The following is a 13,163-nucleotide window of genomic DNA, read 5'->3' as shown; positions in this document are numbered from 1 at the left end:
CGACACCACCTTTGGTGGACAAAAGCGAGGTTACGAACATGGTATAAAGCCTCTAATGGGGACATTAGAGGCTGCGTGAACCGATCAACACACCATCCGAGTGTGCCGCTTTTTTATGTCAGCAAAAGCCAATTGGCTTTTAACCAATTGGTCGTAGGTTCGAATCCCACACGACCCACCATTTCTAAAATCTGGAAGGCCCATGAAAATGCGGATTTCCAGGTTTTTTTTTGCGTCCGATTTCTTGAGCATCTGACTGCTCCCCGGCAGCAAATCCATTGCCATTTCCTACAGCCACTGTCTGTTTTCAGTTTGGGGTTGGTTAAGGTGCTGGCTGCGGCCGTAGTGTAGAATCGCCGACCTGAATGAAGCGACGAAGCATGTGACACGCAGGCATCAAAAGGCGCTGTGCTCACGAGCGCGATACCGCAGGTTTTGACGAATTGCACCACCGACTGCTGGCTTGGGCCAGTTGAGCGAAAGTTTTCAAAGGGCCTCTATGACAACCACGGTATCGCGTTATTTGTTCTGTTTGCTGGTGGCAGGATTCACGATTCATGTAAGCGGGATGCTTTTCATCACAGACGGCAGTCGAGGTACGACCATCTCGAACCTGACGCTGTTTCTCCCGGCGCTGATCCTGCTGCTGATCGGTCATGAATGGCGAGCCCCGCTGCTCAGTCGACAATACATCCCTTTGCTGGCGCTGCTTGTATTTACCGTGTTGGTTGCGCTGCTGAACAAAGGCTCGATCATCAAAGGCTCCGAGCAGTTCAAGACTGCGCTTTACATCATGTTGTACCTGGGCGCGATTCATTGGATGGTGAGTCGCGACGTCATGGAAAAAGTCTTGAATCTGCTGTTTGTGATCGCAGCGGTCGCGGCCTTCGCGAGCATCGCTTATCACCTGATAATGGTTGATTCACATTACTTGCTCAGCGGCGATCGTCTGTTCAAGCTGGGTTACGAGAATTACGCCGACTTTCAGAACCCCATCGTCGCTGCCCTGTTTTACGGGGTCTTCGGTGTCTATGGTGTTCATCAACTGCTCATCAGGCGCTATAGCTGCGCAGTGACGCTGGTCTTTTGCCTGGGCGTGTTGTCGCTCTCGCTCTACATGTATTGCACGCTGTCGCGAGGCGTATGGCTTGGGTACGGTGCAGCGATCGGAGCGTCGGTGTTGCTGCACAATGATTCGCGCTCCAGAAAGTGGCTCGCGGTCAGTGCGGGTGTTTTGCTTCTTGCTGTCATGTTGCTTTCGCCGGTACTGCTCGAGCAAAAAGTCCGCGGGTTAAGCCTTCGAGACGTTATCTGGAGCGAGTGGCTGGCGCGTCTGGGCGATTTCTGGCTGGTCGGTGCGGGTGCCGGCAAAAGCTTCGATATCTGTATTGCAAACGTGCAGTGCTTCAAGCAGGCGCACAATCTGTATCTGCAGTTCTTTTACGAGTACGGGATCGTCGGTGCAATTCTTCTGCTGGGAATGATCGGTGCGGTATTCGTCCGTTCGCTCAATCGGGGTTTACGCGCGTCGCCTCTCGGCACTGTGGGCTTCCCGTTATTCCTGTTTGCGCTGCTGACTGCCCTGTTTGACTACCACACCGTGATGAACCGCCCCGGGGTCTACTGGCTGGTGTTCTGGCTCCCGATCGGCCTGATACTGTCGAACGGCTCGCGTGCGCATGCAAAAAACCAGCAGGCGACCAGCGCATGATCGGGCTCCTCAAGCAGGCCATGCGCTTTTGGCATATCGAGATCCTGGGCGGGCTGGACAAGTCTTTCAGCTGGAAACGCCTGTACTTGAAGTGCCGGCGCAGTAATCGATCCAGTTACCTGTTCTGGTTTCGACTGGCTTATGTGTTCAACACGTCCAAAAGTAAATTCTGGCGGCGACGAGCCAAGCTGTTGAATGAAAAGATCAGCCGCAAGTACAACGTCGAGATCATGCTGGGTGCCGAAATCGGTGAAGGGCTGTGGATCGCTCACCTGAGCGGCATCGTCATCACCTGTTATGCGGTCATCGGCAAGGACTTCAGGATCTGGCAAGGGTGCACCATCGGGGTAAAGGGCAATGCTGATACAGTGCGCCTGATCATCGGTGACGGGGTAAGGGTTCAAGCCCATGCCTGCATCATCTCCGACGATATCCAGTTGGGCGATAACGTGGTGGTCGGGGCGTGCAGCTTCGTCAATAAAAGCATCCCTTCCAATACGGTCTTCTATAACCGACGTGTCAGTGAGTCGGTTCCCTATGACGAAAGTCAATTGGGGCGTTTGCAGAAGTAGGCTGTCGATCTCTTCTTCAGGGCGGTTGGCGAAAGTGGTTTAAGTCATCCTGGCGGATTAAAGCTTCCTTTTTTCAGCTTTTTTATTGCCTGTCTTTCGGGTGTAAACTTGTTCCTCGCGCTCAGGCGCCTTCAGGTCCCGTGAAAATATGACACAGATTTCCGAACGCTTTCTGGTGCAGGCGCACCTCGATGCCAAGCAGCCCAAAGTGTTGAGCGCCGAAGAGCAGGCGCATTTTCGTGCCGAGATTGCGACCGAGCTGAAGAAGCAGGACGCTGTCATGGTCGCTCACTACTACTGCGACCCCGAGATTCAGGCGCTGGCCGAGGAAACCGGCGGCTGCGTAGCAGATTCTCTGGAAATGGCACGCTTCAGCAACAGTCACTCGGCCAGCACCGTACTGGTAGCCGGTGTGCGCTTCATGGGTGAGACCGCCAAGATTCTCAACCCGGAAAAGCGCGTGTTCATGCCAACCCTGGAAGCTACATGCTCGCTCGATGTCGGCTGCCCGGTCGATGAGTTTTCCGCGTTTTGCGATCAGCATCCGGAGCGTACCGTTGTGGTCTACGCCAATACATCGGCGGCGGTCAAAGCGCGTGCAGACTGGGTAGTGACCTCGGGTTGTGCGCTGGAGATCGTCGAAAGCCTGATGGACAACGGCGAGAAAATCATCTGGGCACCGGACAAGCATCTGGGGCGTTACATCCAGCGTGAAACCGGCGCGGACATGTTGCTCTGGGACGGTGCCTGCATCGTCCACGAGGAATTCAAATCCAAGCAGTTGGCGGACATGAAAGCGCTGTATCCCGAGGCGGCGATTCTGGTTCATCCGGAGTCGCCCGAAGCGGTCATTGAACTGGCTGATGTGGTCGGTTCTACCAGTCAGATGATTGCCGCTACCCAGCGCTTGCCCAACAAGACGTTTATCGTCGCGACGGATCGGGGCATCTTCTACAAGATGCAGCAGCTGTGCCCGGACAAGATCTTCATCGAAGCGCCTACTGCGGGCAACGGTGCTGCCTGCCGCAGTTGCGCGCATTGCCCGTGGATGGCGATGAACACGCTCGAGCGCACCCTGCAATGCCTGCGCGAGGGCAGTAACGAGATCTTCGTTGATCCTGCGCTTATTCCCAACGCAGTGCGCCCGTTGCAACGCATGCTCGATTTCACTCAGGCAGCACGCTTGCGTCAGGCTGGCAATGCTTGAAGGTGGATGATCAGTTCATCATCTCCTTGACCATGCGTTCTTGCTCCATCAAGTCCTTTTGCCGGGCATCGATGCGCGACGCCAACTGAAAATTGTTGGCGGCGCGACGTTTGGCGAAGTCAAGTTGCTGGATCGCCTGACGAAAATCGCCAACCAGTGCGAAATACTCGGCGCGTGCCTGATGCAGGCCTACGGTGTTGCCATTCAAGCCACGGGTTTCCGCCACGACATACCAGATGTCCGGATCGTCCGGGCGCGTCTTCAGTAATGCTTCCAGGCTTTTTTCGGCTTCGGCAGTGCGGTTTTGCTTGAGCAGTACGTCGATGCGCACATTGTTGAGCGGATAATTGCCCGGATACAGCGTCAGCATGCGATCGACCCGCTGCTGCGCGTCTGCCAGCCGGTTGTTGGTGATGTCCAGATCGATCTGCGTCAGGTTGTAGGTGATGTCATTGGGCGCTTTTTCGAGCAGCGGCTTGAGGCCTTCCCTTGCTTCGTTGAGCTGTCCGCTCTTTATCTGTGCAATGGCCAGCCCGTAGCGCGCAGCGTCGGAGTTCGGGTTTTCAACCAGTTGAGCGCGGAAGCGTTTGGCGGCGATGCCCGGTGTTTCCTCATAAATCAGTGCGACGCGGGCGCGCATCAACTGATACAGCAGGCTGTCTTCCTTGCCGCCGGGTTTGGCTTGCTCGGCGCGGTTGCGGGTGTCGGCGATACGCGATTCGCTGACCGGGTGAGTCAGCAGAAACTCCGGCGGCCTGGCGTCAAAGCGGTACTGGCGCATGAGACGCTCGAACATGGTCGGCATGTTGCGTGGGTCATAGCCTGCCTTTTCCAGATTGAGGATGCCGATACGGTCGGCTTCCTGCTCGTTCTGGCGCGAAAAGCGGCGCTGTTCCTGAATGGCGGCAGCCTGCGAGCCGGCGATGGCAGCGATCCCGGCGTCACCGGCGCCTGCTGCGGCCATGACGATGCCTGCCAGCATTGCGGCCATTACCGGCACCTGCATGCGTTGTTGAGCTTCTATGCCCCTGGCGAAGTGTCGTTGTGACAAGTGCGCCAGTTCGTGGGCCAGCACCGAGGCGTATTCACCTTCGGTCTGGGCGTTGAGAAACAGGCCGCCGTTGACGCCGATGATGCCGCCGGGCGCGGCAAAGGCATTGAGTTGCGGGCTGTTGATCAGAATGAATTCAAGTCGGCGGTCCTGCACCTGACTGGTTTCGGCCAGCCGATAGACAGTCGTCTCTACATAGTCCTTGAGTTGCGGGTCCGACAATTGGCCCACCTGGCCGCGTAGCAGGCCCAGCCACGCGCGGCCGAGACGATGCTCCTGTTCGGGGGAGACAATCGAGGAGCTGGCGTCGCCAAGTGATGGCAGGTCATCCGCCATGCCATGCGTTGCGAACAGGCAGGCGAGGGTGAGCAGTGTGGGACGCAAAAAATTCATGCACGAAGCTCTGGTCAGAAGAACCTGTACTGTAGCTGGCTCAATGGCGTGCTGACCAGAGTGAGGTATTCTTGCCAGCCTGTTCGGCATGCCTTTTCGGACCTGATCGCCGAGGCTGCTTTGTAATTTGATGTGTCTGCCGGGAGAGAATCAATGTCTGACGCTGTAGCACGCCCTGCGGCTTGTGATGCCGAGCTGGATGCCAGTGGGCTTAATTGTCCGCTGCCACTGCTGAAAGCCAAGATGGAGCTCAATCGTCTGGCCAGCGGTGCGGTGCTGAAAGTGATCGCAACCGATGCAGGCTCACAGCGTGACTTTCGAACGTTTGCCAGGCTCGCCGGGCATGAGCTTTTACACGAAGAAGCCGATGCGGGCGTTTATCGCTATTGGCTTCGCAAGGCCTGATTCGCCGCCGCTATTTTTCCGAAAAGGAAGTTTGATGTTCAACGTGCTTCGCAACTGGATGCAACGCTATTTCTCTGACGAAGAGGCGGTGGTGCTGGCGGTCTTGCTGGTCCTGGCGTTCACCCTGGTCCTGACCCTGGGCGGGATGCTGGCCCCGGTCTTGGCCGGGTTGGTCCTGGCCTTTCTGATGCACGGCCTGGTCAGCCTGCTGGAGCGGCTGAGAATGCCGGAGATGGCCGCTGTCGGTCTGGTGTTTACGTTATTTGTCGGCGTATTGCTGGTGTTTCTGCTGGTGCTGGTGCCGCTGCTCTGGCATCAGATGATCACGCTGTTCAACGAATTGCCTGGCATGTTTGCCAAATGGCAGTCGGTGCTGCTGTTGCTGCCGGAACGCTACCCGCATCTGGTTTCCGATGAGCAGGTTCTGTTGGCGATCGAGGTAGCGCGGGGCGAAGTCGGAAAAGTCGGCCAGCTGGCGCTGACGTTTTCGCTGTCCAGCCTGCCGGTGCTGGTCAACCTGATGATCTATCTGGTGCTGGTGCCGATCCTGGTGTTCTTCTTTCTCAAGGATCGGCACATGATTGGTCGCTGGGCGCGGGGCTACTTGCCACGTGAGCGTGCGTTGCTCAATCGTGTGGCTGACGAGATGAAACGCCAGATCGCCAATTACATCCGTGGCAAAGTCATTGAAATCTTTATCTGCGGTGGCGTGACCTACATCGCCTTCGTCGCGCTCGGGCTTAATTACGCTGCGTTGCTGGCAATGCTGGTGGGCATATCGGTGGTCGTGCCGTATGTCGGTGCGGTGGTGGTGACCGTGCCGGTGGCGCTGATCGGATTGTTTCAGTGGGGGTGGGGTGATCAATTCATCTATCTGATGATCGCCCACGGGATCATCCAGGCGCTGGACGGCAATGTTCTGGTGCCGCTGCTGTTTTCCGAGGCGGTCAATCTGCACCCGGTCGCGATCATCTGCGCCGTTCTGTTGTTCGGCGGCCTGTGGGGCTTCTGGGGGATTTTCTTTGCGATTCCGCTGGCCACGTTGTTCAAGGCCGTGCTCGACGCCTGGCCGCGCAATGAGCCGCCGGTAGCGCCTTTGCTTTGACAACGCTGCGGCGCCCTGCGCGCCGCAGCGGTTATCGGCCGATCAGCTTGACTTAGCGTTCAGCGCTTCAGCCTGAGCCAGCACTTCGGCAACATGGCCTGGCACCTTCACGCCGCGCCATTCCTGACGCAGCACGCCTTCCTTGTCGATCAGAAAGGTGCTGCGATCAACGCCGAGGTATTCCTTGCCGTACAGCTTCTTGAGTTTGATGACGTCGAACAGCTGGCAGAGGGCTTCGTCCTTGTCCGAGATCAGCTCGAACGGGAAGGACTGCTTGGCCTTGAAATTCTCGTGGGTCTTCAGGCTGTCGCGGGACACGCCCAGCACAACCGTGTTGGCTGCCTGAAAACTGGCGACGTGATCGCGAAAGTCCTGGCCCTGCGTGGTGCAGCCGGGCGTGTTGTCTTTCGGATAAAAATAAATCACCACCTGCTGACCCTTGAGTGCAGACAGATCGACTGTCTGCCCACTGGTAGCGGGTGCCTGAAAATCGGGAACCGGTTGATCTACTGCAACGGTCATGGGAACTCCTTACATTGGGGCTTGTGGGCGCCAGGGTTCGATCAGTGCGTCCAGATTGAGCGCGTCGGCGAAATCGAGAAACTGATCGCGCAGCCAGCTGATTTGCGTGCCGGCCGGCAGCGTAACGGTGAACGTGGCGTTAAGCATCGTGCCGCCTGTCTGTGGCGCCTGGTACGTATCGCAGATCAGGTTTTCCAGCTCGACGTTATGGTCGATGAAGAACTGGCACAGCTCATTGATGATGTCCGGGCGGTAGGCCGAGCTCACGTAAGCCACGTAGGGCAGGGCTTCCGGGCGGTTTTCCAGAGTGGCGCTGCGCACGACGCTGGTCGTGAACGCGTGCTTCTTGGAAAGCCCCGGCAAACCGGTTTCAAGGCGCGCCAGAGCGTCCCAGCTGCCGGAGACCTGAAGAATCAGTGCGCTGCACTCGCCATGGCGGGTCAGGCGCGAGGTCACGACCGAGCAACGGTTTTCATGGCTGGCACGGCACAGGACGTTGGTCAGCTCCATGGGGTTTGCGCCAAGGGCACTGATGACAAGGAATTGTTCGCGAACTGTGGGGGTGGACGACATGCAGCATTCCTAGACGATGAGCGGTCGGTACTTTTTCGGACCTGCGGGGCTGTTTCGACAATCGGTGTCGCGAGATGTCGATCCGGGTCCCGGAGCGCCTGACCTGCATGGACATGCCATGACCAGGCTGGAATGCACTGGGACGGGGCTTCTGGCGACAAATTCGACCGATTGAGCGAGGTGCGCAGATGACCAGTACCGATCAAAGGACGAAGGGTAGCGAAAACCATCGCTCAGGGGAATGCTCAGAGCGTGGTACTTCGCTTGTACAAGGCTGATAGCGCCAGTACCATTACCGCTCTCTTTTTCCGGCAGGAGCGGTTGCATGATTGCGGGCAGTATGGTGGCACTGGTCACACCAATGGATGCACAAGGTCGTCTGGACTGGGACAGCCTGAGCAAACTGGTTGACTTCCACTTGCAAGAGGGCACCAACGCCATTGTTGCCGTCGGCACCACCGGTGAATCGGCGACGCTGGATGTGAACGAACACATCGAAGTCATCCGCCGTGTGGTCGCTCAGGTTGCAGGTCGTATTCCGGTCATCGCCGGTACGGGCGCCAATTCGACGCGCGAAGCGGTCGAGCTGACCACCAACGCCAAGACTGCTGGCGCTGATGCGTGCCTGCTGGTAACGCCTTATTACAACAAGCCGACGCAGGAAGGCCTGTTCCAGCATTTCAGCCACATCGCCAATGCCGTAGACATCCCGCAGATCCTCTACAACGTGCCGGGCCGTACGGCCTGCGACATGCTGCCGGAAACCGTTGCGCGCCTGTCGGCTGTAAAAAACATCATCGGTATCAAGGAAGCCACTGGTAACCTGCAGCGCGCCAAGGACATCCTGGCCAGCGTCAGCAGCGATTTTCTGGTGTACTCCGGTGACGACGCCACGGCTGTCGAGCTGATGCTGCTGGGTGGCAAGGGCAATATCTCCGTGACCGCCAACATTGCGCCGCGCGCCATGAGCGAGCTGTGTGCGGCCGCCATGCGTGGCGATGCCGAGGCTGCACGGGCGATTCACGAGACGCTCAGCCCGCTTAACAACACCTTGTTCATCGAATCCAACCCTATCCCCGTGAAATGGGCTTTGCATGAAATGGGTCTGATGCCGGACGGTATCCGTCTGCCACTGACCTGGCTCAGCGAAGCCTGTCACGAACCGCTGCGTCAGGCCATGCGCCAGTCCGGCGTCCTGGTTTAATTGAGGAAGTATCACGCAATGAAGCGATTGGCCGGACTTTCCGCACTTGCTCTTATCATTTCCAGCACCAGCGGTTGCGGTTGGCTCTGGGGCGAAGATGGTTACTTCCGTGATCGCGGGAGCGATTACCTTCAAGCTACTCAGACTGCACCGATGCAGTTGCCTGCCGACGTCACCGGCGTCAAGCGTCTCGACCCGTTGCTGCCGATCCCGCGCAACGTGGCTGACAGCACTCAGAAAGAGGGGGAATACACCGTTCCTCGTCCGCAGCCGCTGGCCGCGACTTCCGAGTCGAGCGATTTCAGCCTGCAGAAGAGTGGCGATGCACACTGGATTCTGGCGCAGCGCCAACCTGCCGAAGTCTGGCCTGTGGCTCACCAGTATTTCGAAGACAACGGTTTCCGTATCGCTGAAGAGCGTCCGCAGACTGGTGAATTCAGCTCCTCGTGGCAGCGTCTGGACGAGCTGTCCGCGTCAGTGGCCAAGCGCCTGAGTGCGGCCGGTGTGGCTGCCGATGCAGAAACCCGCGTGCGGGTTCGTATCGAGCCGGGCGTGCAGCGCAACACCAGTGAAGTCTACGTGGTCAGCGTCGAGCGTCCTGCCGGCAGCACCGCTGACGTGCCGTTCCCGAACCGCACCACCAACCTGGGCCTTGACGCTGCACTGACTGACGACCTGCTCGCCAGCATGGGCCGCAACGCTGAAAAGGGCGGGTCGATCTCCCTGCTGGCTGCGCGTGACTACGACACCCCGAGCCGGGTTGCACTCAGCGAAGATGGCAGCGGCAACCCGATATTGAACCTGGGTGCCGATCTGGACCGTGCGTGGTCGAGTGTCGGCCGTGCGCTGGATCAGGGCGACTGGCGTGTAGAAGATATCAACCGCAGCCTGGGCCTGTACTACATCAACCTGGCCGAGAAAGCGAAAACACCTGACAACGAGCCCGGTTTCTTCGGTCGCATGTTCGGCAGCAAGTCCAGCAAGGAAGAAGTCGATGCCCGCGCCGAGCGTTATCAGGTTCGCCTGAGCAAGGTGGGTGACAACGTTCAAGTGACCGTCGAGAAGAACATCAACACTGTGGCGCCGGCGGATGTCGCTCGCCGGGTGTTGAGTGTCATTCAAGACAACCTGGGTTAAGTGCGTTTCGCAGTTCTCGGCAGCGGCAGTCGTGGCAACGGCACGCTGGTCGCAAGCAACGATACGTACGTTCTGGTCGATTGCGGCTTCTCCCTGCGGGAAACCGAGCGCCGACTGGCTCGTCTGGGCGTCGCGGCCAGCCAGCTGAGTGCGATTCTGGTGACCCACGAACATGCCGATCATGTGCATGGCGTGGGTTTGCTGTCGCGGCGTTACGATGTGCCGGTTTATCTCAGCAGCGGCACCTTGCGCGGGATGCGCAAGCCGGTGGAGGTTGCCGGATTTTTCGCGGGAGGGGAGAGCGTGCAGATCGGATCACTGGACATCGAAGTGGTGTCCGTTGCTCATGATGCTCTCGAACCGACGCAGTTTGTCTTCAATAATGGCGAACGCCGCTTCGGCCTGCTGACCGACCTTGGCTCCTACTGTTCCAACGTGCTGCAGCGGTATCACGGCCTGGATGCCTTGATGATCGAGGCCAACCACTGTCGCGACATGCTTGCCCGAGGCCAGTACCCGGTCTTCCTCAAGCAGCGTGTCGGTTGTGAAACAGGGCATTTGAATAATCATCAGGCCGCCAGCCTGGTGAGCGAACTGGGATGGCAGGACCTTCAGCACCTGGTGCTGGCGCATCTCAGCAGCAAGAACAACCTGCCGCATCTGGCCCGGCAATGTTTTGTCGACACCCTCGGGTGCGATCCGGACTGGCTGCAACTGGCCGATCAAGATTCAGGGCTCGACTGGCGACACATCGCCTAGCCCAACTACTTAGCAAGCGGAGCCCATCATGGAAAAACGTGAAGAACTCTACCGCGGCAAAGCCAAATCGGTTTACAAGACCGACGACGCTGACCGCTTGATCCTGCTGTTCCGCAACGACACCTCGGCGTTCGACGGCAAGCGCATCGAACAGCTCGACCGCAAAGGCATGGTGAATAACAAATTCAACGCCTTCATCATGCAGAAGCTCGAAGAAGCGGGTATTCCGACTCAATTCGACAAGCTGCTGGGCGACAACGAGTGCCTGGTCAAGAAACTGGACATGATCCCGGTCGAATGCGTCGTGCGTAACTACGCCGCGGGCAGCCTGGTCAAGCGCCTGGGCATTGAAGAAGGCACCAGGCTCAACCCGTACACCTTCGAGCTGTTCCTCAAGGATGACGCCAAGGGCGACCCGTTCATCAACGAATCCCACGTAGTGGCATTCGGCTGGGGCACCGCCGAGCAACTGGTTCGCATGAAAGAACTGTCGATCAAAGTCAACGAAGTGCTGACCAAGCTGTTCGACGACGCTGGCCTGTTGCTGGTCGACTTCAAACTCGAGTTCGGTGTATTCCACGGTGAAATCGTCCTCGGCGACGAATTCAGCCCGGACGGCTGCCGCCTCTGGGACAAGGATACCCGCAAGAAAATGGACAAAGACCGCTTCCGTCAGGGCCTGGGCGACGTTATCGAAGCTTACGAAGAAGTCGCAAACCGTCTGGGCGTACCGCTGTAAGCGGAAAAAACACGCAAGCGCTTGATAGCACGAAAAAAATCAGCGGAAGGGCTTCGCCTTCCGCACCAATGCTGGTATGATTCGCGCCGTTGGAGAGATGCCAGAGTGGCCGAATGGGACGGATTCGAAATCCGTTGTACCTTCACCGGTACCTAGGGTTCGAATCCCTATCTCTCCGCCATTACAAAAAAGCCTTTAAAATCAACACGTTATAGGCTTTGAGAAACCCATTTTGTAGCAGTCTTTTGTAGCAATATTTCTAAAAGAATTTTTGCGAGATTGCTCAAGAAGGGTTTTTTTTCGTCTGTCTTTTTTCTTCGGTGTTCCATTCTGTCTAGTCCCATTAACCGTCATCTCTGCGACGACCTATGATGCGGAGCAGGGGGGTTGCCCTTGTTGCTCATAGGAGAGGGCGAATGCCGAGTTGGGTTTAGACCATAGCCTGGTAGGTACTGCGGCGAATGTGGCGGACGTGACTCAGGTCGATCAATTGCTACACTGTGAGGAACCTATGTCAGTGGTGATGCGGGCTACACCGGCGTGGACAAGCGTGCGGAGCATCAGGATCGCCAGATAATTTGGTCAATTGCGGCCCGACCAAGCAGTTATAAAAAGCATGGCGAGAAAAGTTTGATCGCACGGGTCCATCGCAAAATCGAGTTCACGAAAGCCCAGTTGCGGGCGAAGGTTGAACATCCGTTTCGCGTGATCAAGCGCCAGTTTGGTTATACGAAAGTCCGGTTTCGCGGGCTGGCTAAAAACACCGCGCAACAGGCCACTCTGTTTGCCTTGTCGAACCTCTGGATGGTGCGAAAACGGCTGCTGGCGATGGGAGAGGTGCGCCTGTAATGCGGAAAAACGCCTTGGAAAGGCGTTGTTTGAAGGAAGTGCGATGAGTTAAAAGCGGGAAAACCTCTAACTTATCTAATCGGGAGAGTTTTTTTGAAACTCAGCCCACGAGGGCATCAAAAATCGATGCCTGCTTCAGACCTTCCCTAGATCTTTTGAGACAACACCCTTTTCATCAAATGCCTGCCAAAATCTCTTTTGGTGCTAATAAGCATTCGGACGTAGACCGTGGCGTCGTCAAACTCATAAATAACCCTGGTCTGCCTGACGAGTCTGGATTTTATGTTGGAAAAACCAAGTTGCTTTAGGGAAGGTCTGAAAAAGCCTCTTCTTCAAAAATAGAAGCCAGTAAATACAGGCGCTCCAGCCCGGTTTCTCTCCAAAAAAAGGGCTTTTTCAGAGGGTCCTTAGCTCTTCAATGTCAGTGCCGTATTCGGGATTCCTTTGGATTTCCTTGAAGGCCGCTTTGTATTCAGCATTTACCGCCTTCCAGATGGGCTCTCCGAACTCGCTGTGCACATAAATCTTTATTTCTTTGAAATCGTCCTTGGCACTTTCAAGGATGACAATGTTTCTTGTCATTTTTAATCATCCATTTCATCGAGGAAAGCGTTCGCATCGCTAAATTTCCCTTCTTTGATTTCCTTGGTGCCCAACGCCAATAGCTTTAGTAACGCGAGTGTCTCTTGCTGCTTTTCGTAGTCGTGAATATCCATGACGACCATTTTGGGTTCGCCATTCTGGGTAATGATTATAGGCTCCGGGTTGACAGAGAATTCTTTGACTATCTCGGCCGCACTCGTTTTTAGGTAGGTAATAGGCCTGATGTGGGTCGCCAGAGACATTGTGGGATTCTCTTCTTTGTCCGTCATTGGAAGGACAGAATGAGGCCATAATTCTGTCCTGTCAACGCGACGGAGTCGCCGGATCGCCACC

Annotated in this window: 13 protein-coding genes, 1 tRNA gene and 3 pseudogenes; 11 read left to right on the top strand and 6 right to left on the bottom strand. The window is 56.7% G+C overall.

Features of this window, described 5'->3' with window-relative positions; all coding sequences use genetic code 11:
• Positions 1 to 568: 568 nt before the first annotated feature.
• The 3 genes from ABJ99_RS04020 to nadA all read left to right on the top strand — a co-directional run bounded on the left by ABJ99_RS04020 (position 569) and on the right by nadA (position 3,490).
• On the top strand, positions 569 to 1,711 hold the full coding sequence (locus ABJ99_RS04020; protein WP_054084726.1) for an O-antigen ligase family protein: 1,143 nt from the start codon (positions 569 to 571) through the stop codon (positions 1,709 to 1,711).
• Positions 1,708 to 2,283: a serine acetyltransferase gene (locus tag ABJ99_RS04015; RefSeq protein WP_054084725.1), complete on the top strand. Its 576-nt coding sequence runs from the start codon at positions 1,708 to 1,710 to the stop codon at positions 2,281 to 2,283. Before ABJ99_RS04020 ends, ABJ99_RS04015 begins: the two co-directional genes overlap by 4 nt.
• A 148-nt stretch (positions 2,284 to 2,431) precedes the next feature.
• Positions 2,432 to 3,490 carry a quinolinate synthase NadA gene (nadA, locus tag ABJ99_RS04010; RefSeq protein ID WP_054084724.1) on the top strand — a complete coding sequence of 353 codons (1,059 nt, stop codon included), beginning with the start codon at positions 2,432 to 2,434 and terminating at the stop codon, positions 3,488 to 3,490.
• Positions 3,491 to 3,500: 10 nt separating this feature from the next.
• Here nadA and ABJ99_RS04005 read toward each other — a convergent pair whose 3' ends face one another.
• The gene (locus ABJ99_RS04005) at positions 3,501 to 4,934 is read right to left on the bottom strand and encodes a M48 family metalloprotease (RefSeq protein ID WP_054084723.1); all 1,434 of its coding nucleotides are present in this window, start codon (positions 4,932 to 4,934) and stop codon (positions 3,501 to 3,503) included.
• 153 nt (positions 4,935 to 5,087) lie between these two features.
• Between ABJ99_RS04005 and ABJ99_RS04000 the strand changes: the two genes are divergently transcribed.
• Positions 5,088 to 5,339 (top strand): sulfurtransferase TusA family protein, encoded by a 252-nt coding sequence (locus tag ABJ99_RS04000; protein WP_007250221.1) that lies wholly within the window; start codon positions 5,088 to 5,090, stop codon positions 5,337 to 5,339.
• A 34-nt stretch (positions 5,340 to 5,373) separates the two neighbouring features.
• Complete coding sequence (locus ABJ99_RS03995) at positions 5,374 to 6,444, top strand: AI-2E family transporter (RefSeq protein WP_054084722.1); 1,071 nt, start codon at positions 5,374 to 5,376, stop codon at positions 6,442 to 6,444.
• Between the two features lie 42 nt (positions 6,445 to 6,486).
• Here ABJ99_RS03995 and ABJ99_RS03990 read toward each other — a convergent pair whose 3' ends face one another.
• Together ABJ99_RS03990 and ABJ99_RS03985 are read right to left on the bottom strand one after the other, a co-directional pair.
• A complete protein-coding gene (locus ABJ99_RS03990) occupies positions 6,487 to 6,966 on the bottom strand; it encodes a peroxiredoxin (RefSeq protein WP_054084721.1) in 480 nt (159 codons plus the stop codon).
• A 9-nt stretch (positions 6,967 to 6,975) separates the two neighbouring features.
• Entirely contained in the window at positions 6,976 to 7,539 is a 564-nt protein-coding gene (locus tag ABJ99_RS03985; protein ID WP_054084720.1) for a glycine cleavage system transcriptional repressor, read from the bottom strand.
• Positions 7,540 to 7,864: 325 nt separating this feature from the next.
• Here ABJ99_RS03985 and dapA point away from each other — a divergent pair, with 325 nt between their 5' ends.
• The 6 genes and pseudogenes from dapA to ABJ99_RS03955 form a co-directional block, all read left to right on the top strand.
• Positions 7,865 to 8,743 (top strand): 4-hydroxy-tetrahydrodipicolinate synthase, encoded by an 879-nt coding sequence (dapA, locus tag ABJ99_RS03980; RefSeq protein ID WP_054084719.1) that lies wholly within the window; start codon positions 7,865 to 7,867, stop codon positions 8,741 to 8,743.
• An 18-nt stretch (positions 8,744 to 8,761) separates the two neighbouring features.
• On the top strand, positions 8,762 to 9,880 hold the full coding sequence (gene bamC, locus ABJ99_RS03975; protein WP_054084718.1) for an outer membrane protein assembly factor BamC: 1,119 nt from the start codon (positions 8,762 to 8,764) through the stop codon (positions 9,878 to 9,880).
• A complete protein-coding gene (locus ABJ99_RS03970; RefSeq protein ID WP_054084717.1) occupies positions 9,881 to 10,639 on the top strand; it encodes an MBL fold metallo-hydrolase in 759 nt (252 codons plus the stop codon). It begins immediately after the preceding gene.
• A gap of 28 nt (positions 10,640 to 10,667) precedes the next feature.
• Entirely contained in the window at positions 10,668 to 11,378 is a 711-nt protein-coding gene (purC, locus tag ABJ99_RS03965) for a phosphoribosylaminoimidazolesuccinocarboxamide synthase (RefSeq protein WP_005760457.1), read from the top strand.
• 91 nt (positions 11,379 to 11,469) lie between these two features.
• Positions 11,470 to 11,559 (top strand) — tRNA-Ser (locus ABJ99_RS03960).
• A gap of 234 nt (positions 11,560 to 11,793) precedes the next feature.
• Positions 11,794 to 12,227: pseudogene (locus tag ABJ99_RS03955) on the top strand (transposase); the annotation flags it as partial.
• A gap of 146 nt (positions 12,228 to 12,373) precedes the next feature.
• Here ABJ99_RS03955 and ABJ99_RS30025 read toward each other — a convergent pair.
• From ABJ99_RS30025 to ABJ99_RS03945, 3 genes and pseudogenes are all read right to left on the bottom strand, one after another.
• Positions 12,374 to 12,535: pseudogene (locus tag ABJ99_RS30025) on the bottom strand (type II toxin-antitoxin system RelE/ParE family toxin); the annotation flags it as partial.
• Between the two features lie 103 nt (positions 12,536 to 12,638).
• Positions 12,639 to 12,809, bottom strand: a pseudogene (locus ABJ99_RS03950) (type II toxin-antitoxin system RelE/ParE family toxin); the annotation flags it as partial.
• Positions 12,810 to 12,811: 2 nt separating this feature from the next.
• Positions 12,812 to 13,072: a type II toxin-antitoxin system Phd/YefM family antitoxin gene (locus ABJ99_RS03945; protein ID WP_005770391.1), complete on the bottom strand. Its 261-nt coding sequence runs from the start codon at positions 13,070 to 13,072 to the stop codon at positions 12,812 to 12,814.
• Between the last annotated feature and the right edge of the window lie 91 nt (positions 13,073 to 13,163).

Origin of the sequence: Pseudomonas syringae pv. cilantro (assembly GCF_001293775.1) — a bacterium.
In the GTDB taxonomy this organism is placed as follows: Bacteria; Pseudomonadota; Gammaproteobacteria; order Pseudomonadales; family Pseudomonadaceae; genus Aquipseudomonas; species Aquipseudomonas syringae_P.
This window is presented reverse-complemented; position numbering and strand designations above follow the sequence as displayed.